This is a genomic window from Flavobacterium channae (assembly GCF_021172165.1).
Lineage (GTDB): Bacteria > Bacteroidota > Bacteroidia > Flavobacteriales > Flavobacteriaceae > Flavobacterium > Flavobacterium channae.
In genome coordinates this window covers 922,014-940,691 of the sequence record NZ_CP089096.1, presented here as the reverse complement: position 1 = coordinate 940,691, position 18,678 = coordinate 922,014, and the positions used below count along the sequence as shown (strand labels likewise).

At 33.2% G+C, this 18,678-nt stretch carries 17 protein-coding genes; 8 read left to right on the top strand and 9 right to left on the bottom strand.

Translation table 11 applies throughout. The features are described from left to right. Positions 1–7: 7 nt before the first annotated feature. From LOS89_RS04060 to LOS89_RS04035, 6 genes are all read right to left on the bottom strand, one after another. Complete coding sequence (locus tag LOS89_RS04060; RefSeq protein ID WP_231836578.1) at positions 8–901, bottom strand: Abi family protein; 894 nt, start codon at positions 899–901, stop codon at positions 8–10. A 150-nt stretch (positions 902–1,051) separates the two neighbouring features. Beyond that, positions 1,052–2,860 (bottom strand): site-specific DNA-methyltransferase, encoded by a 1,809-nt coding sequence (locus LOS89_RS04055; RefSeq protein ID WP_231836577.1) that lies wholly within the window; start codon positions 2,858–2,860, stop codon positions 1,052–1,054. Between the two features lie 493 nt (positions 2,861–3,353). Continuing rightward, positions 3,354–5,579 carry a VapE domain-containing protein gene (locus tag LOS89_RS04050; RefSeq protein WP_231836576.1) on the bottom strand — a complete coding sequence of 742 codons (2,226 nt, stop codon included), beginning with the start codon at positions 5,577–5,579 and terminating at the stop codon, positions 3,354–3,356. Positions 5,580–5,676: 97 nt separating this feature from the next. Continuing rightward, on the bottom strand, positions 5,677–5,958 hold the full coding sequence (locus LOS89_RS04045; protein ID WP_023572038.1) for a helix-turn-helix domain-containing protein: 282 nt from the start codon (positions 5,956–5,958) through the stop codon (positions 5,677–5,679). Between the two features lie 89 nt (positions 5,959–6,047). Then, the gene (locus LOS89_RS04040) at positions 6,048–6,956 is read right to left on the bottom strand and encodes a hypothetical protein (protein WP_231836575.1); all 909 of its coding nucleotides are present in this window, start codon (positions 6,954–6,956) and stop codon (positions 6,048–6,050) included. A 326-nt stretch (positions 6,957–7,282) separates the two neighbouring features. Beyond that, positions 7,283–8,500, bottom strand: coding sequence for a site-specific integrase (locus LOS89_RS04035; RefSeq protein WP_231834652.1), 1,218 nt, complete (start codon positions 8,498–8,500; stop codon positions 7,283–7,285). Positions 8,501–8,910: 410 nt separating this feature from the next. Between LOS89_RS04035 and LOS89_RS04030 the strand changes: the two genes are divergently transcribed. Beyond that, complete coding sequence (locus LOS89_RS04030; protein ID WP_231836574.1) at positions 8,911–9,681, top strand: DUF5677 domain-containing protein; 771 nt, start codon at positions 8,911–8,913, stop codon at positions 9,679–9,681. Between the two features lie 259 nt (positions 9,682–9,940). On the opposite strand, the gene LOS89_RS04025 is transcribed toward LOS89_RS04030, so the two are convergent. Further along, on the bottom strand, positions 9,941–10,174 hold the full coding sequence (locus tag LOS89_RS04025) for a hypothetical protein (protein ID WP_231836573.1): 234 nt from the start codon (positions 10,172–10,174) through the stop codon (positions 9,941–9,943). A gap of 52 nt (positions 10,175–10,226) precedes the next feature. Continuing rightward, complete coding sequence (locus LOS89_RS04020) at positions 10,227–11,387, bottom strand: THUMP domain-containing class I SAM-dependent RNA methyltransferase (protein WP_231836572.1); 1,161 nt, start codon at positions 11,385–11,387, stop codon at positions 10,227–10,229. A 109-nt stretch (positions 11,388–11,496) separates the two neighbouring features. Here LOS89_RS04020 and LOS89_RS04015 point away from each other — a divergent pair, with 109 nt between their 5' ends. From LOS89_RS04015 to LOS89_RS03985, 7 genes are all read left to right on the top strand, one after another. After that, positions 11,497–12,261, top strand: a complete 765-nt coding sequence (locus LOS89_RS04015; protein WP_231836571.1) for a class I SAM-dependent methyltransferase — start codon at positions 11,497–11,499, stop codon at positions 12,259–12,261. Then, positions 12,261–12,995, top strand: a complete 735-nt coding sequence (locus LOS89_RS04010; RefSeq protein WP_231836570.1) for a ZIP family metal transporter — start codon at positions 12,261–12,263, stop codon at positions 12,993–12,995. Before LOS89_RS04015 ends, LOS89_RS04010 begins: the two co-directional genes overlap by 1 nt. A gap of 62 nt (positions 12,996–13,057) precedes the next feature. Further along, positions 13,058–13,876, top strand: a complete 819-nt coding sequence (gene murQ / locus LOS89_RS04005) for an N-acetylmuramic acid 6-phosphate etherase (RefSeq protein WP_231836569.1) — start codon at positions 13,058–13,060, stop codon at positions 13,874–13,876. An 8-nt stretch (positions 13,877–13,884) separates the two neighbouring features. Then, the gene (locus LOS89_RS04000; protein ID WP_231836568.1) at positions 13,885–14,349 is read left to right on the top strand and encodes a hypothetical protein; all 465 of its coding nucleotides are present in this window, start codon (positions 13,885–13,887) and stop codon (positions 14,347–14,349) included. Continuing rightward, positions 14,349–14,588, top strand: coding sequence for a DUF6095 family protein (locus LOS89_RS03995; protein WP_231836567.1), 240 nt, complete (start codon positions 14,349–14,351; stop codon positions 14,586–14,588). The genes LOS89_RS04000 and LOS89_RS03995 overlap by 1 nt, the downstream gene beginning before the upstream one ends. A gap of 1 nt (position 14,589) precedes the next feature. Beyond that, positions 14,590–14,961, top strand: a complete 372-nt coding sequence (locus LOS89_RS03990; protein WP_231836565.1) for a DNA topoisomerase IV — start codon at positions 14,590–14,592, stop codon at positions 14,959–14,961. A gap of 33 nt (positions 14,962–14,994) precedes the next feature. After that, complete coding sequence (locus tag LOS89_RS03985) at positions 14,995–15,765, top strand: TerC family protein (protein WP_231836564.1); 771 nt, start codon at positions 14,995–14,997, stop codon at positions 15,763–15,765. A gap of 42 nt (positions 15,766–15,807) precedes the next feature. Here LOS89_RS03985 and LOS89_RS03980 read toward each other — a convergent pair whose 3' ends face one another. Further along, positions 15,808–18,522, bottom strand: a complete 2,715-nt coding sequence (locus LOS89_RS03980; RefSeq protein WP_231836563.1) for a DNA gyrase/topoisomerase IV subunit A — start codon at positions 18,520–18,522, stop codon at positions 15,808–15,810. Between the last annotated feature and the right edge of the window lie 156 nt (positions 18,523–18,678).

Sequence of the window (18,678 nt, the reverse complement as noted above, 5' to 3'; positions counted from 1 at the left end):
AAATTATTTACTTCCAAAATTGTTCTTGTTTCCAGTTCTTTGGAAAACCCATTTCTTTTTCTTGTGCCAAAGGGCAATTACTCATTAATGCTACTAAATTTGCTTTAAAGTTATGATTTGGACTAATATTGTTTAGTATATACATAATATTACAAAGTATAGCATAGGTTTTATTTGTGTAAAAAGTTTTGTTTTCTACATATGGATAAAGTGTCTTTCTTGGAATGGTTATTTCTGGTAACCTACGGTTCCAAACTCTACCATGGTGTGCACAAGTATTTCTTAAAATACTAAAACAAAACATCCAGTTGCATAATACATCTACATCTTTTAAACCATAATAAGTTGCTACACTAGTTTTAGTAGCATCTTTTTTTAAATTCTTAAATAGTTTGGAAAGTAATCCCATACTGCTAACCTCAAGACTCATCCAGCTTGGCGGACTTGTAGGTTTTGTATATTTATTTTTGTAATGTTTTATAAACGTTTCATTACTACGGTCTATTTCTTTTTCTAAACTGGCTATATGTTCAGCAAAGTACACTGGGTTGTTATACAATTCTGGTTTTAAATGCCAATGACTTCCATGAACCAAAGCATATTGATAGATAATTTGTGTTCTGAAGGATACCTCAATTTTTTCGATAGCATTAAAAATCAACAAGCGTAATTGTCTATCAAAAACGTATAAATGAATGATTTCTTCAAATGAAATTTTCTTTTTAAAGGGATGGTTTTCTGCTTCGTTATCTTGAAATGGATAGGTGTAAGCTCGTAAACGATAATAGCTGATGTTAGATAAATAGTGTGCTGCTTTTTCTGGATTAGCAATCTCAAGCCCTCTAGCTTGTAATTTTTCTATTTGTTCGGTAATGGTGATGGGTGCTTTTTTATACTGCATGGCTTGTAGGATTTAAGGATACAGTATAAAAATCGAAAACCTGCCAAAGTGTGCATCGTAGAGAGGCATGGCAGGTATTATTACCGGCAAAAGTACAACTATTTTTTATGTATTTATAATATAAATTCATTTTTTTAAGAATTTAACATTTTAATGGGCGTCTTGATTGAACAAATTTTCTTCTTCGCCTACTGCATCTTCCTCTAACACAGGAACAACTTCACGTTTCTTTTTAGGCAACACATTTTGATACGCTTTGTAAATAGCATCTGGTAATGCACAAAGGGTAATTAATGGCAAAACCTCTTCAAAGTCTTCCGTGAAAGGATATTGACCATGGCTAAATACATATACTTTTACAGGGTTATCGTTTGTTTTTTGAGTATGCAATGCTTCAATGATTTCGAAACTATCTTCAATACGCATTTCATCATAGATCACAATAAATTGAGTTGATTTACTAGTAAAAGCTTTGAACCATTTTTCTTTTGAAGGAAACGCTGTATAACAATCTTCTTTGATACATAATAGTTCTGTAGCTAAATAGGTTAATTCGCGTTTGTTTTTTAACGAGGTATCACGACTTACAAACTCGCTTTTGTAATAGCGCAAATTATTGTTTTTTAAACCTTCTACAGCAACTCCTTTGGCATTGGTATATCCTTGAATAACGCGTTTGTTTCTTTCGTAAGTTACTTCTTCGCAAATATTGTTTTCGTTGTTGGTTACTAAAATGCACTGACGATTCCCACCATCTTCTGCATTCAATGCCATAGTTGCATGAAGCGTTGTACCAGAGCCTGCAAAGAAGTCGAGGATTATAGAGTTAGAATTATTAGAAAAATTAATTATACGCTGAATTAATTTAACTGGTTTAGTATATTTAAAAATATTATCAGTGAAAATTTCTTTTATATCAGCAGCTGCATCAGCATTTTTAATATCAATTATCATATTTTTAAGCGGTGCAGAACGATCAATTAAATTATTCTCGTTATCAACATTGAGATAATTTTTGTAGCAAACAGTCCATCCAGAAGCCTTTTTATCAGCTTTTCTAAAGTCTATAAATTTATTTTTTATACCCCATTCTAACTTGGATTTACCCCACTTCCAAGTCCAACCATCATTTATAAATTCAGTTCTTCCATTTGGAAAACAAATTGTTCCATCAGGGCATTTAATCCCATAATTTAAAGAATCACTATATCGTAAACCACCTCTATCTAAACTGTCTAAATAGTAAGGACCTCTATGTTCAAAATATTCGTCTTGATTTCTGTATCGTTTTAAATCATATGAGTCTCTATTTCTATTAAAAATTTCTGTTTGATATGAATTTGATTTAGTAAATACTGAAATATATTCAGTAATAGTATCAATAGTTTTTGCATCTGAAGCACCTGTTTTTTTCTGCCAAATAATATTTGTAATAAAATTATCTTCACCTAAAACCTCATTACATAATAGTCTAAGTTGTGCTTGTTCATTATCATCAATACTAATAAAAACAACCCCTTTATCACTTAGCAATCGTTTTGCAATCCGCAAACGTTTATCCATAAAAGATAACCATTTGCTGTGACGGTAGCTGTCTTCTTTATCTACAAAAGTGTCGTTGTATTTGAAATCTTTATTTCCTGTGTTATAAGGAGGATCTATGTAGATTACATCAATTTTACCTTCGTGAGTAAAGGTTAATGCAGTAAGAGCGTGTAAATTGTCGCCTTCTATTAAAATATGGTTAGGATTGTCCTCGCCATTGATAATTGCTTTGTCTTTAACTTCCTTTAAAACTGGTAAATTATCTCGTAATTGTTCTTCCACAGCTTCTGGTTTGTCTTCCCAAACCAAACCGTATTTCTTTTTAGTATTTACTAAATTGATTAGGTAAGCACGTTCGTCTTGCGAAATGCCATCGAGCTGTTTTATTTTTGAGATAAGGTCTTGTTTGTTCATGGGTTATTATTTGGATAGTTTTTATGTCTATCTCTTTAGAATTTTATACTTTAAAAAATATGATTAATAGCTAAAAGTATCCTAATGAGATTAAGTTTTAACTATTGGACGTAAATATATAAAAATCCAACGGAAAGAAAAATGTGGAAAACCGTATTTACGTTAAAATTGATGAAAAATACTGCAAAATACCGCAGGGTGTAGGGTGTAGGGAAAAAACGAGTAAAAGATTTTTATTTTTTCAGAACTTAAAAAAACAGATTTATTTGAGGAATTGGGTGCAAACTACACTTAGTCCTTTATTGATTTGCTTTTGATTGTGCCGATGTTGCTAGAAAATTTGAAAAGTAAAAAAATTCAAAATGTTTGTGTGGAAATTTGGTTACACCCCTTACACCCCGAGCCCCCTAACCCCCAAAGGGGGAATAAAAGGTGGTCAGTTGGCAGAAAAAAAAGTGGCAACTTTCGTTTACCACTTTTGATTTTTTTGAGTTTATATTTCGGATTGTCGGTTGGCTTGATCTACTTCTTCGTAGGTAAATTCTTTTACTGCGTAGACTGGACTTCCTTTTCGCATTAGTCTTGTGAAATTGTGTTTTTTTAAAGCTTTTCCGATTTTGTTTATTGTTCCATCGGTGATGGTGATTTTTGCTCTTTCGGCTAGTTTTGCCGCTATTTGAGAAGCATTTAAATAGTGGGTGGTATTTTCTCTATCGCAAGGTTCAAACCATGTTAAAAGCAATTCTTCTTCTGGGCTTCGTAGTTGGTATTGTTCGTTGTTTTCGGTTATGTTTTTGATTTCTTCTTGGTCGAACCAATGTCTGAATCCTGTTTTAAATAAATACAAGGCTTGTGATAATACATTGTCAATGTTGATTTCGTGTTGGTATTGGATGTTTTCCACTTCAAAACAAAGGAATCGTCTGCTTCCTGTACTATCGTTTAAGAATTGCGCTGTGTTGACACTTCCGGCAAATGATGCGCGTCTTGGCATGGTTTCGTTGTTGTGTCCGTAGGCTTTTCTCATTCTGATTTGTGTCTTTGTAATGATTTCTTTTAAGCTTCCAATTTCGGAACGGTTTAGGTTTTCTAATTCGTCCAGGTTGATTAACATACATTCTGAAAGCTGCACTAAAGTGTCTTTGTTGTTTGGGTTTATGGTTCCTGAGAACAAATACTCTTTTAATTTTCTAGGTACTAGTTTTTCTACCCAAGTGGTTTTTCCTAATCCTTGTTTTCCACTAAATACAATTACCGTGTGATTGATAACTTTGTCATCTAGAACACAACCCACCATTGCCACTATCCATTTTTTAAAACACTCTTGCCAAAGTTCTTGTTTTGTTGTGGTTATGGTGTTTGCCAACTCTAAAATGTAATCTGTTTTTTCATCATACGATGGTAGATTGAAAAAGTAATCTTCGAATGGATTGTACAATTCACAGAAATCGGAATACAATAGGTTTCGCAAAGAAGAAAGATTTGTTTTGATTCTTCCTTTTAAACATTCTCTGAGCATTGAGTTTTCTATAAAGTCATTCATTACATGCCATTTCTTTTTAGCCCCACCCGACCTCCCCGAAAGGGAGGAGCTTGAAAGCTGTTGATATTCTAGTTTACCTGATACTATGTTGTGACGGAAATTGTATCGTGATGTTAAAAAGTTTTCAAGTTTGTCGATTGGTGTTATTCTTGTTTTTTCTTCTTCTTCGTCCTCATAGAAGTCGCCTCTCGACTCCGCTCGAGGTGACAGGTTTTGATTGTTGTTATTAGCTGCTACTTTATTGTTGTTCTTTGACTTGTTGTTAGCCACCCCGACCTTCGGCCACCCCTCCAGAGGATGGGAATCTTTAGCGAATTCGTGAATGTTTCCGTAGGCGCTGTGAACGGTTTGTGTTACTTCTTTTTCATCATAACCAAAGTCTGTTAGTATGAAGCTTAGTGCTTCGTTTAATGAAATGCCTTTTCGATTTAGGTTGCACGCGAGTTGGTGTACGAATACGTTTCGGCTACCTGTCGCGTATTGCACTTTTTTTTCGGTGAAGCGGATGCAGTGATTATACACAGCTTCGCTGTTAGTCGCAGTCGCAGTGGCAGTTGGTAGTTGTGGCACTTCGACAGGCTCAGTGTGACTGGATTGGTTTGAGTATGTTGCACTCAAACTCATCTCGACTTCGCTCGATGTGACAAATGTCTTTGCAGCTTCGTTTTGATAGAGGTTATCATCGAATGAGTAGAAACATAGTCGGGTTATGTCTTTTCCGGATTTGTCTATTTCATGGTTTAATAGGGTTTCATAGTGTTTTTGGATGGCCAAAAAAGTATCTTTGTGGTCTTCTTTTGTGGTGTTTACTTTTACTAAAATCTTTAATCCATTACCTGATGGACTTATGAAACTTGCATAGGTGTATTCGGATTGGTTGGCTTTGTGCTTTGCGTTTTGTAAATCGGTTTGACTTAATTTATCGATGTCTAGGATTATGAAATTGGAGTATGCTTCCAGAAATTCCATTTTTCTTCCACCCACGAATTTTCCTGAAGGTGTGAATGCAGGTAATGATTTTTTGGCTTTTTCATAGGCTTCTAGTTTGTTTTCGGCTAATGATTTACGCAAATAGGTTATCCCTGGTCTGTACTTTCCTGTTTTGATTTCGTGCAGGATTTCGGGAATTGTTTTGTGTTCTATTACTTCGTTGAAGTTTTTGAAGATTGTTATCATGTTTGAGTGAAAAGTGATTAGTGATTAGTGAATAGTTTTTGTGGTTGTTCCTGTTTTACAGTCACAAACCTCACATGTTCCGTTGCACTGTTTCATACTATTTTCCTTTGAATGATTTGTTGTAGTGTTCTTGTAGTAGTTTTTCAACATCAGAAAGTTTGTAGTAGATTTTACTTCCTACTTGACTGAATGAAATTTTGCCTTCATCTCTCCAGGTTTGTGCGGTGCGTTTTGAGACTTTCATCAGCATAATGAATTCTTGATTGTCTAAGAAGGTTTCTTTCTTTGGGTCTGGCTTGGCGTTTAGTTGGCTTTGAATTGCATCTAATTTTGCCATTAAGTCGTTGTACTGGTCTTTTGTTAAAATAATTGCTTCCATTTTCGTAGTTTTTAAAAGTTTATGGAGCAAAATTGTGAAGTAAAAAAAAGTCCCTTAGTCCCAATCGGGTCCCAAGGGACTATTATTTTTTAGAGTAAGTTATCGAGGTCTATTCGTTTGTGGGTCTTTGGTCGTTTATCGCCTCGTGATGGTTTGAGGATGGTTTCGACTGTTTGGGGACTTATTTCGTTGTTGTCTTTGTCGATAAAGTTATTGACGATCATATTTACTATGTCGCCATTGGAAGCATCAATAAATGATTTTCCATCAACAAATAGTTCGCGACTTAGTTGGTAGAATATATCTACTAATTGGTTTAGGTTTCCGTTAAATTTTAGTTTTTTAGTTATTAGTTTTTTCTCCAGTTCTAGTTCTTTTTCTTTCTCAATTTCCGAACGCATTTTGCGAAGCGTTTGTAATTTTTCGATGAATTGTACGCATTGCTGGTCATAAGCTTGCAGCTTGTTGTTGATTGAAATGATGTCGGCTTGTCGGTATTCGAAAATTTCTTCGTTCAAAAAGATTATTTTTTCATTGAACGATTCCATTTTTTCAACCTGATGTTTGATTTCAAAAAATGAAAAATAACGATCTTCCGATTCGGCATTGATTAACCTTTTCGGAGTTATTTGTTTGGTTTCTTTTACGCTCGAAGATTGCAGCTCTGTTCGTTTTTTCTCGATGATGTTGTACAATTTATTGAATCTACTCAATGCTTTTTGGCTAAAGAATAGTTCTTCATTGTTGGCTAATAATTTTTCGAATTTGTTTAACCAAGTGTTTCCGTCTTGGGCAAGTTGGAGTTGGTAGTTAATGAATTCGGGTAGTTGGGATTGTGGGATTGTAAATACTTTTTCAAGTAAAGCAATACAATAGTTTTCCAGTGTGGGTTCCTGGTCGTGCGTAATGTCAAAAATAGAAGCTGCACTTTGTGCTGTGTCGATAGTTCTCCATTCTGAGAATAATGATTTTTTGATGTTTTGCCCTTTCAAGTTCACGTTTTTTGCCGGTGTTAAATTTGTTCATTATTTGTTATTTGGTTACACTTTTTCCAATGTCACTACTTGAAATGGTATAGTTGCTTGAAGTTCAGGTATACTTCAAGTTGATTTCAATATGATTTTGGATTTTTTTTAATATTTGGGATGCCTAAAATTAGAACAAATTCAGTACCGCTTTGCGTTGTTTTTCGTACAAGTTTTCAACAAAATTGCGAGGGCTTGTATTTGCTAGGTTTTTGGAATTCAGGAGTAAAAAAGGATAAAATTTACCTTCGAAAAAGAAAACGAGAGTAATTTTTTGAAGTAATTACTCTCGTTCTGTTTTAGTAGATGTAGTTGTCAACCGCTTTGTCTAATTCTTCTGAAATGATTTTAGCATATACCTGGGTTGTGCTAATATCGCGGTGGTCCATTAGTTTTGAAACGTGCTCAATTCTCATTCCGTTATTTAAAGCATTGGTTGCAAAGGTATGGCGGCTTATGTGAAATGTTACTTTTACTGGAATTTCTAATTTCTTTGCTATGCGCTGTAATTGAAAATTAGCTGCTTTATTGGCACTTTCAATAAAAGTATAACGGTATTCATCATTCTTTAAATACAGCTCTTTATTTGTGATTACAGGGAATATAAAGTCGTCTTGTTCTGCATCTTCCTTTTTGTACTTGTTGATGATGTCCAATGCTAACTGACCAATTTTAAACTGATGCATTCTTCCTGTTTTGCGAATTACTTTTTGTATTCTTCTTTCTTCTTCATTGAAGTGTTTTACTTGAAATTCTAATACATCACTGAATCGTAATCCTCCAGCGAAAATTGAAAAGATAAACATATCGCGATATACACTCGCTTTTGATTTTTCATCTAGTTTATAATTGATAATCGCTTCGAATTGCTCTTTCTTTAAAAACTGTCTTCTGCTTGGGTCTTTCTTTAATTTCAACTTACTAAACGGATACATGTATTCAGGAATTAAGTCTTCTTTGATAGCTTCTTTAAACATAATCGCCAAAATCATAATCGAATAACGTTGTGTTGTATTTCCGTTTTTTAGTTCGTTGCTTAGATAACTCATATAGTCCATTAATAATGAAACTGTAATGTCATCAAAATAAACCTCCTTGGTTCCTACCCATTTTTCGAACTTATCTAAATAGGCATGGTAATTTTTATAGGTTGAAATGGAAACGTTGTTTTTGATTCGTTCACAATGTTTACGTGAGTACTCGAAGAAATTTGGTACTTCTTTACCTTTTATGGCTTCTTTTAGTTTTTTAATGGAAACGGTTTTTACTTTTCGTTCCATGTCGGCAACTTGTCCTTCAGCATCGGCAATTTTTTGAGCAAGTGCAGCATTCATTCGCGCGCTATTAGGATAGCTTTTCTTTACTCTCTGCTTTGCTTCATCCCAATCACTTTCTTTAAGTTTGAGTCCGGCAGTGATAAATTTCGTTTTTCTATCTTTTATAATTCTAATGTACAAAGGGCTTTTACCTGTTTGATCTTTCTGGTTGGTGCGTAGTATTAATTTAATAGATGCCATAATTATAGAATATTAGAAATGTTGTACTATATTTGTAAAGCGGTGCAAACGAGTGAAAGTATCGATTTTACTAGTGTTTCATTCTAGTGCAACGGAGTACTAAGGTACAACAATTGGTACAACAAATCAAGTATTTTGATGCTTTTTTATGCTTAAATTTGCTTTAGTATTTTTTATAAAGTCAATAAATACAGTACTTTAAGTGCAAAAGGGTACTTGCGGAATTATTATAGAGATAACAGCGGTTTGCTTCAATGGCTACTTCCGGATTTTCCTACGGAAAATCCTCTGCTGAATGGAATGTTTTGTTATATTTGTAATGGCTTGGTGTTGGTGCAACGCCACTGAGAGCAAGCCACAGAACGTTACCAGATATTTCAAAAAAACTGCACGACAAACCAATCTTCCTAATGATGATTACAGAAAAACATATCATAATTGTAGAAAAACAACTAGATGGAATCGAAAATTTAGAGGATTATATAAATAATTCAAAATACCCAAAAGTATTATCTGCAACATTAAATTTTATTGAAAAGATTAAAGCTCTTCAATCTGACATACAAAATATAAAATCTAATTATACAGCAAATTGTCTTTTAAGAACTATTGTTGAACATTTTCTCGTAAGCTATTATATTTTTTATCGCTTTCACCTTGATAATAATGATGACGTTGGAAAAAAATATTATACCGATTATTTTGTTACTGAATGCTTTAAAAAAGACATGTATCAACTTGGTGTCGACGGAATGCTAACAGGCGAAGCTAATAATGCTACTTTTGAAAATTTAAAAAAGAAATTATCTCCTGATTTTGATGATTTGACTCAAACTGAATACGACAATTTTAATCGAGAAGGCAAACAATTTGATATAAAAAAAATACAAAATTTTTTAATCAAAAATCCATTACCAGACAATCATTTCAACAAAGTGAACAAGGAGTTAATTCCTATTTTACTTGGAAAATACAATACTTTATCTTCATATATTCATGGCGGTCCGAATGCAGAAATGGAATTTAAGAGAAATAAATACGATTTAAGTGATGGTAAAGAATGGAGTTCTATAGTTCTGTTTTTCACAATCACTAATTTCTTTATGATGTTAATTAGTATCGATAGAAAATTTGAAAATTTAAAAGATTATATTTCCCTCGAAAGTCAAAATTACAAATGAAAGAAACATCTGGTAACAGCGGTTTTATAAAATGGCTTAGTTCAGTTTTTTTCGGTAATGGTCAGTGAATATTTTTCTTTCTCCGAAAGAGGTTTTTTCTTTCAGTCTTTTCGGTATATTTGTAAACATCAGTAATAAAAATCCGCCACTTCATAAAGCCGGCGGGACGTTAATCTCAAAACTCAAAAAGTTGTTTATGGCTACTCGCCATTTTTAAAGTATAAAGAAAAAAAATCCCGAACTCACATTCGGGATTTTATTATTTTACTTCTTTAACGCCTTTTATAAAGAACCACTTCATGTAGATTTTTTCACCGTTGTGGGTTTTAATTGCTTGAAATTTTGGTGCCAAAATCAATGCTACCATAAATGCCGTCATTGGAATCCACAATCCATTTAAATGGGTGTACTTATCAACTAAATATAACGTTGGTAAATAAATAATTACAAACCCTAATAAATTATATAAAAATGCTTTTACCTTTTTGCTCATTGTATTAATGTTTTATTGTTGAAATTACTTTTTACTTTAAACTTTCTACTTTTTACTTATCATTTAAATACTTTCCTTTTTTACTTCCTTCATACATTTCGTATTTTACCAAACGTGCTTCTAGCTTACCATTGAAAAGTTTAATTTTTCTACTTGGTTTTAAACCAACATATTTCAACGCATCTAAATTAGCTGTTATGAACCATGCATTGGTATTAGAATAATTTTGTTTCAATGTATCGCCAATTTCTCTATAAAAACGTTCCATATCAATATCCAAACGTTCTCCATAAGGTGGATTAAATACCATATGCAACGGACCTTCTGTTTCTTTTTTAGAATCGAAAAAGTTTTCATTTGAAATACTAATGTATTCATCTAAATTGGCATTTCTAACATTATCTTTTGCTTTAGAAACAGCACTTGGCGCTTTATCGTAGCCTTTAATTGTATAATGAAATTCGCGTGTTTTCTTCAACAACGATTCTAAAATGTCATCAAATAATTCTGCATCCCAATCGTTCCATTTTTCAAACGCAAACTCTTTTCTATTAATGTTAGTCGGAATATTACAAGCAATCATCGCGGCTTCAGCTAATATAGTTCCAGAACCACACATTGGATCTAAGAAATGACTTTTTCCATCCCAACCTGACATGATTAACATTCCTGCTGCTAATACTTCATTAATTGGGGCAATATTAGTAGCACTTCTGTATCCTCTATGGTGCAACGAAGCTCCCGAAGAATCTAAGGAAACTGTTACATTATCTCTGTCAATATGCACGTGAATTTGTAAATCTGGAAAATCTTTATCGATACTTGGACGTTTTCCATTTAAATCTCTAAATTGATCAACAATAGCGTCTTTTGTCTTTAATGCAACAAACTGACTGTGATTGAAATTTTCTGAATGTAAAGTAGTTTCAACTAAAAATGTATTGTGTTCTGTTAGGTAATCTGACCAATCAATCGATCTGATTCCATCATACAATGTTTTTTCGTTATAAGCTCTAAAAGTCTTAATTGGTTTTAAAATTTTTAGTGCTGTTCGTAGAGCTAAATTGGCTTTATACATAAAACCTTTATCTCCTTTAAAACTTACAACACGTGTACCAATTTCCACTTGTTGAGCTCCTAGCATTTGTAACTCTTTAGCTAATATTTCCTCAAAGCCAAAAAAGGTTTTGGCCGTCATTTTAAAATTTTCCATTATTCAAATTCAAGTTCAATTGCAAAATTCAAATGCAATATCGATAATACGGTATTCTTGTGCAAAAATACATTAAATTTGCAAGTTCAAAGATATCAATCTCTTTTAAATGTCAGAAAACAACAATAAACAGTCAACAATAAATAGTCAATCAACCTCAAACTGGTTTGAATCTTGGTTTGATACTAAATATTACCATATTTTATACAAAGAGCGAAATGATGAAGAAGCGCAATTGTTAATGGACAATTTAACGCATTATTTAAATTTACCTGAAGATGCTAAAATACTAGATTTGGCTTGTGGAAAAGGTCGTCATGCTATTTACCTTAACTCATTAGGTTTTGACGTTACTGGTGCCGATTTATCTGAAAATAGCATACTAGAAGCTTCAAAATTTTCAAATGAAAAATTGCATTTTAAAGTTCACGATATGCGTGAAACTTGTAATGAAAAGTACGATGCAATTTTTAATTTGTTCACTAGTTTTGGTTATTTCGAAGACGATGCAGATAATTACAAAACCATAAAAGCAATTCATAACAGCTTAACTGAAACTGGTTTTGCAGTAATTGATTTTATGAATGCAGATTATGTTTTAGAAAATTTGGTTGCCGACGAAGTAAAATCGGTTGATGGCATTGATTTTCACATCAAACGTTATTACAAAGATGGACACATTTTTAAAGAAATTTCTTTTGAAGACGAAGGTCAGCAATTCCATTTTACAGAAAGAGTGCAAGCACTCCGATTAGAAGATTTTGAGCAAATAATGGAAGATGCTGGGATTTTCTTATTGGATATTTTTGGCGATTACAAATTGCGAAAATTCTACAAAAATCAATCAGAACGTTTAATTATGATTTTTAAATAATGCAATATATCATCACGTTTTCAGCCGTAATTTTAGGCTTTTTATTCGCGTTACTTTTAAAACCTCAAAAAAAGAAAAACATCAAATTGCTTTTGGCTTTTAGTGGTGCTTTCTTATTATCATTAACTGTTTTGCATTTACTTCCTGAATTATTTAGCGAAGGACATCATCATGTTCATGAAGGAGAAGAAGCGCATATCACTTTGCCTGTTGGTGTTTTTATCATGATAGGGATTTTGTTTCAAATTCTTTTGGAGTTTTTCTCAAAAGGAGCAGAACACGGTCACGTTCATGTGCATACAGACGAACATAACGAATTGCACCATATTCCATGGCTATTATTCATCAGTTTGTGTATTCACGCATTGCTAGAAGGATTTCCTATTCATAACAACAATAGCTTAGCTTACGGAATTGCGGTTCACCACTTCCCTATTGCAATCATTCTTACTTTGTTTTTTGTAAATGCTAAAATGAATAAACTAATGGTTTTTGCCTTTATGTTTTCATTTGCCTTAATGACGCCACTTGGAACATTATTAGCAGAACAAATGCATTTTGCCCAACATTATTCTAAGGAAATTTCGGCAGTTGTTGTTGGAATTTTATTCCATATTTCATCTACCATTATTTTTGAAAGTAATGAAGGACATAAGTTTAATTTGGCTAAAATAACAATGATTGTTTTTGGTTTTGTTTTGGCTTATATTATCGAAATGGGACATTCACATTAATGTCTCACAAATTCAGTCCAATTGAGAATAACTTTGTAACTTAGCTACTTTACAACTAAAAAATGAACTTTACCAAAACTACCGAGCAATCTTCAAAATACGAACATTTAGAAAAAATGTCAGTTTCTGATTTGTTAGCAAACATTAACAATGAAGATAAATCTGTTCCATTAGCTGTTGAAAAAGCATTACCACAAATTGAAAATTTGGTTACCGAAATTGTCTCAAAAATGAAACAAGGCGGTCGTTTGTTTTATATTGGAGCTGGAACTTCTGGTAGATTAGGAATTGTTGATGCTTCTGAATGTCCTCCAACTTTTGGTGTACCATTTGATTTGGTCATCGGAATTATTGCAGGCGGCGATACGGCAATTAGAAAAGCGGTTGAATTTGCAGAAGACGACAGAGAGCAAGCTTGGAAAGATTTACAACAATGGAACATCAATGAGAATGATGTTGTAGTTGGAATTGCCGCTTCGGGAACAACTCCATATGTAATTGGTGGATTAGAAAAATGCAATCAAAATAATATTAGTACTGGAAGTATTAGTTGTAATGCTGAAAGTCCGCTTTCAAAAACAGCACAATTTCCTATTGATGTTGTAGTTGGACCAGAATTCGTTACAGGAAGTTCGAGAATGAAAGCAGGAACAGCGCAGAAATTAGTTTTAAACATGATTTCTACCGCAACTATGATTCAGTTAGGAAGAGTGAAAGGAAACAAAATGGTAGACATGCAATTGAGCAACACCAAATTAATTGATCGAGGAACTCGAATGATAATGGATGAAATTCCGGTTAGCTATGAAGAAGCAGGAAAACTTTTAGAAACGCACGGAAGTGTTAGAAATGCAGTAAACTTTTACAATAACAACAAATAAAAAATACAATGAAACAATTTCTTTTAATCTTAGCAATGTTAGGTTTTTCAATAACTTTTGCTCAAAAATTGGAATACAATAATGGAAAAATTTATCAAGATGGAGAACAATTATCTTCATTTGAAACTAAAAAAGTATTGGCTTCCGATTTAAAAGCATTGCATTTATTTAAAAAAGCAAAAACTAAAGAATCGCTTGGAGGATTAATTCTAGGATTAGGAATTGGTGGAACAGTTGCTGACTTGGTTATGGGATTAACTTCCGATGTAAAATACCCTTCAGGAATTACTTACGCTGGAATTGGTTTAATGGCGGTTTCGATTCCTATTTTATCAGGAAGAAAGAAAATGGTTGAAAAAAGTATTGAAATATATAACTCAGGTTTACCTGAACAACAAAAAACATTGGGTGATAATTTTGAATTGAATATTGTGAATAATTCTAACGGTGTTGGACTTCGAATTAATTTCTAATGGCTACAGATAAAAATTTATTAGCAAAAGGGATAAAATACCTTTCTGGTTCGTTACCACTTTTATTTCTTGGTCCTATAATCATCAATAGTGCTTTTAAAAACGAAAAGCATCCATTATATCCTTATGTTTTGGCATTGGGAATCATAATTGCTTTAGCCGCTATGTTTTTAATTTACAAAGGAATTAACACCTTGGTTAAAAGTATGTTTGATGGAGATAAAAATTCAAATTCATAATATGAAAACAATCTTTTATTTACTTTTTGCTACTTTACTAACTTCTTGCTACCAACAAGAACGTAATTGTACCGATTTTAAAACAGGAAAATTCTCTTCTGAAACTGAAATTGAAGGCAAAAAATACACCAGTACTTTTGAAAGAAACGATTCGATTCAAATAGAAACTTACGAAGGAAAAATAGATACTTTCAAAGTGCGTTGGACAAATGATTGCGAATATGTAATGCAAAATATTCATCCTAAAAACAGAGAAGAAAAAAAGGCAGTTCAAATGAAAATTTTAACTACAAATGCCAATTCTTACACTTTTGAATATTCTTTTGTTGGCGATTCAAAAAAACAACGTGGTACTGTAACAAAACTAAATTAGTAATCGTATAACTAGTTTTAAAACCTATCATAAATGGAAATCTTTTTAAACCCGGATGCTTGGATTGCTTTGCTAACTTTAACATTTTTAGAAATTGTTTTAGGAATTGACAACATTATCTTTATTTCGATTGTAACAGGTAAACTACCTCAAGAAGATAGAAAGAAAGCGACAAGAATAGGTTTATTCTTAGCCATGTTTATGAGAATTGCATTGCTTTTTGGAATTACACTACTAATTGCAATGAAAAAACCATGGTTTAGTTTCGATTTTGGTTGGTTTTCAGCTGATATTACCGGACAAGCTATGATACTTTTGCTTGGAGGTTTGTTCTTAATTTATAAGAGTACCAAAGAAATTCACGAAAAAGTAGATCATAAAGGTGAAGAAGAAAAAGAATTGAAAATTTCGTCTTCAAAATCATTCGCAAGCGTAATTGGTCAAATCCTTTTAATCGATTTAATCTTTTCAGTAGACAGTATTTTAACAGCTGTTGGTATGACAAATGGTGTGGAAGGCGCACTAACCATTATGATTACTGCCGTTGTGATTTCTGTAGGAATTATGATGTTATTTGCAGTTCCTGTTGGTAATTTTGTAAATGCAAATCCTTCGATTCAAATTTTAGGTTTGGCATTCTTGATCTTAATTGGGTTTATGTTAATTACAGAAAGTATGCATTTATCTAATGCTGAATTAGCTGGTCAACACGTAGGGGCAGTTCCAAAAGGCTATCTGTACTTTGCAATTGCATTTTCGTTAGCAGTTGAATTTTTAAACATGAAAATGCGCAAGAAACAATAATATGTTTTAAAATAAAAAGCCCCGAATTCGGGGCTTTTTTTATTACTCTAACGAAAGCGTTATTTGTCCGTCGTCGTCTAATTCGATATTAAAATCTTGAATATCTACACCATCAGATTCTTCTGAAGAGGCTGAATTAACCGTTTCTGGTTCGTCTAACACTTCTTCATATGGTAATGAATCAAGTAAATTTATTTGCTTCAATTTATCTGTAGTCAATTGATTTCCCAACGCTTTAATTCCTTTTACTGAAATGAATTGCTCTAAATCAACCACTTGATTTTCTTTTTGAACTCCTTTTACTTTAGCAAAAATTACCTCAGCAACTGGTCGCCAATCTGTTGAAACAATTTCTAATTGCGATTTTTCATGTTCAGATATGAAGATTTCTTCTTTGTTTTCGTTTTCAATTAAGAAACGTTTTACAAAGTAACGGTCTTTTTCTCCATCGTAATAAATACAAGAAATAGGTTTATTAGGATTCCATTTTTCCAACACAATCATGTCTTCATCAAAATGTGTAGAAAGTTCTGGAATTATCGTTTTTACTTTTCCTGATTGATTGATGATTAATAAACGATCATTTGGTTTAAATTCGCCTAGCAACTCACCTCTTCCATCCACATTCAAACGTTGCACTGTATCATCAAACCAAACTTTTCTCGGACGTAAAGTCGAAATACCTTTCTCTTTCAGTTCAATTTTCTTGATTGGATATTTGGTTACGGTATTTCCTCTAGAAGCTCTTCCTTTGATAGCAATATCTGAAAAATCGACATCCCATTTCAGTTTTTTCACACTTCCTACTTGACGCAATAAAATAGTCACCACTTCTGCTTCTCCATTTGGATTTGCTGAAAAATACGACACCATTGAACCTGGTTTTTCTTGCGTTAAATCATAGAATTTATCACGAGTAACTCCAGAAACATTGAAACGCTTGATAAACGTAGAGCCATTTTTACCATCGCGATACATCATGTTATAAATGGTACGTTTGTCGTTTTTATCGAAAACAGCAACGTGAATAATATCTTTACCAATGAATTTTTTATCATCGATTTTCGTAACCATCATTTTTCCATCGCGTAAGAAAACGATAATGTCATCTATATCGGAACATTCGCCCACGTATTCGTCTTTTTTCAAGCCCATTCCTACGAAACCTTCTTCTCTATTCACATAGAACTTTTGGTTACGCAATACTACTTTCGTCGCTTGAATATTATCGAAATTACGTAATTCGGTTAAGCGTTCTCTTCCTTTTCCGTATTTGTCTTTTAAATTGGTGAAATAATCTACCGCGTAATCAATCAAATGATCTAAATGATGTTTCACTTGCTCGATTTCAGCTTCCAATTTTGCAATCGCATCATCGGCTTTATCTGAGTCAAATCGTGTGATACGAATCATTGGAATTTGTGTCAAACGTTGTAAATCTTCATCTTCAATTTCTCGAATTAAAATGGTTTTGAAAGGCTCAAATCGGTCGTACATGTAGTTGTAAAGCGACTCTCTATCCGAATACAATTTGAAGTCGATGTACATTTCTTCACGGATGAAAATCTTCTCTAAATTTGCGAAATGCCACTTCGCTTCGAGTTCGTCCAATTGAATTTCTAATTCTCGTTTTAAAATATTCAACGTACGATTCGTAGAAATCTTCAAAATATCGGAAACACCAATAAACAATGGCTTGTTACAATTTTCGATAACACAGCCTAAAGGCGCAATGGACAATTCACAATCGGTAAACGCATATAGCGCATCAATCATTTTGTCTGGCGAAGTTCCCGGTTGTAGGTGAATTACGATTTCAACCTCAGCAGCGGTGTTATCCTCAATTTTCTTGATTTTGATTTTCCCTTTTTCATTGGCTTTCAAGATACTATCAATTAATTTGGTAGTATCAGTTGAAAACGGAATTTGGGTAATCACCAAAGTATTTTTATCTAAAGGCGCAATTTTAGCTCTCACGCGCACACGAGAACCTCGCATTCCATCATTATAGTTGGAAACATCGGCAATTCCAGCTGTTGGGAAATCTGGGAATAAAGTGAATGGTTTTCCTTTTAAAATTTTAATTGACGCATCGATTAATTCATTGAAATTGTGAGGTAAAATCTTGGTTGATAAACCTACCGCAATTCCTTCTCCACCTTGTGCTAACAATAATGGGAATTTTACAGGCAAATGAACAGGTTCGTTTTTACGACCATCATAACTCAATTGCCATTGGGTAACTTTTGGCGAAAACAATACATCGTGACCAAATTTTGAAATTCGAGCTTCGATGTAACGAGGTGCTGCGGCTCCGTCACCAGTTAGAATATTTCCCCAGTTTCCTTGACAATCAATCAACAAATCTTTTTGCCCGATGTTCACCATAGCGTCACCAATACTCACATCTCCGTGAGGATGATACTGCATGGTGTGCCCTATGATATTCGCAACTTTGTTGTAACGACCGTCATCCAACTCCTTCATGGAGTGCATGATACGACGTTGTACCGGTTTAAAACCGTCTTCAATCGCAGGAACAGCACGCTCTAAAATTACATAGGAAGCGTAATCCAAAAACCAATCTTTGTACATTCCTGTAACTTTAGTAATGGTATCTTCTGGATTTTCGTTGTTTTCGTAAAAATGATGTCCCGTTGATACATGAATATCCTCAAAACCTTCCTCTTTTTGATGTTGGTCTTGATTTTCTAAATTGTCGTCTTCTGGGATGATGTTATCTTCTTCGTCTTTCATGTTTTTGTAGCACTATGTTTCTCAAAGTTATACACTAAGTTTCACAATGTTTATATTTCTACTTTGTCTTTTTTTATATTTGTAGCACTATGTTTATCAAAGTTTTTCACGAAGTAACTCAATGTTTTAAAATTAATTTGTGTGACTTTGTGCTTT

Coding starts and splice junctions, on each gene's coding strand:
- LOS89_RS04060 (WP_231836578.1), bottom strand. CDS start 901: ATGCAGTATAAAAAAGCACCCATCACCATTACCGAACAAATAGAAAAA.
- LOS89_RS04055 (WP_231836577.1), bottom strand. CDS start 2,860: ATGAACAAACAAGACCTTATCTCAAAAATAAAACAGCTCGATGGCATT.
- LOS89_RS04050 (WP_231836576.1), bottom strand. CDS start 5,579: ATGATAACAATCTTCAAAAACTTCAACGAAGTAATAGAACACAAAACA.
- LOS89_RS04045 (WP_023572038.1), bottom strand. CDS start 5,958: ATGGAAGCAATTATTTTAACAAAAGACCAGTACAACGACTTAATGGCA.
- LOS89_RS04035 (WP_231834652.1), bottom strand. CDS start 8,500: ATGGCATCTATTAAATTAATACTACGCACCAACCAGAAAGATCAAACA.
- LOS89_RS04030 (WP_231836574.1), top strand. CDS start 8,911: ATGATGATTACAGAAAAACATATCATAATTGTAGAAAAACAACTAGAT.
- LOS89_RS04025 (WP_231836573.1), bottom strand. CDS start 10,174: ATGAGCAAAAAGGTAAAAGCATTTTTATATAATTTATTAGGGTTTGTA.
- LOS89_RS04020 (WP_231836572.1), bottom strand. CDS start 11,387: ATGGAAAATTTTAAAATGACGGCCAAAACCTTTTTTGGCTTTGAGGAA.
- LOS89_RS04015 (WP_231836571.1), top strand. CDS start 11,497: ATGTCAGAAAACAACAATAAACAGTCAACAATAAATAGTCAATCAACC.
- LOS89_RS04010 (WP_231836570.1), top strand. CDS start 12,261: ATGCAATATATCATCACGTTTTCAGCCGTAATTTTAGGCTTTTTATTC.
- murQ (WP_231836569.1), top strand. CDS start 13,058: ATGAACTTTACCAAAACTACCGAGCAATCTTCAAAATACGAACATTTA.
- LOS89_RS04000 (WP_231836568.1), top strand. CDS start 13,885: ATGAAACAATTTCTTTTAATCTTAGCAATGTTAGGTTTTTCAATAACT.
- LOS89_RS03995 (WP_231836567.1), top strand. CDS start 14,349: ATGGCTACAGATAAAAATTTATTAGCAAAAGGGATAAAATACCTTTCT.
- LOS89_RS03990 (WP_231836565.1), top strand. CDS start 14,590: ATGAAAACAATCTTTTATTTACTTTTTGCTACTTTACTAACTTCTTGC.
- LOS89_RS03985 (WP_231836564.1), top strand. CDS start 14,995: ATGGAAATCTTTTTAAACCCGGATGCTTGGATTGCTTTGCTAACTTTA.
- LOS89_RS03980 (WP_231836563.1), bottom strand. CDS start 18,522: ATGAAAGACGAAGAAGATAACATCATCCCAGAAGACGACAATTTAGAA.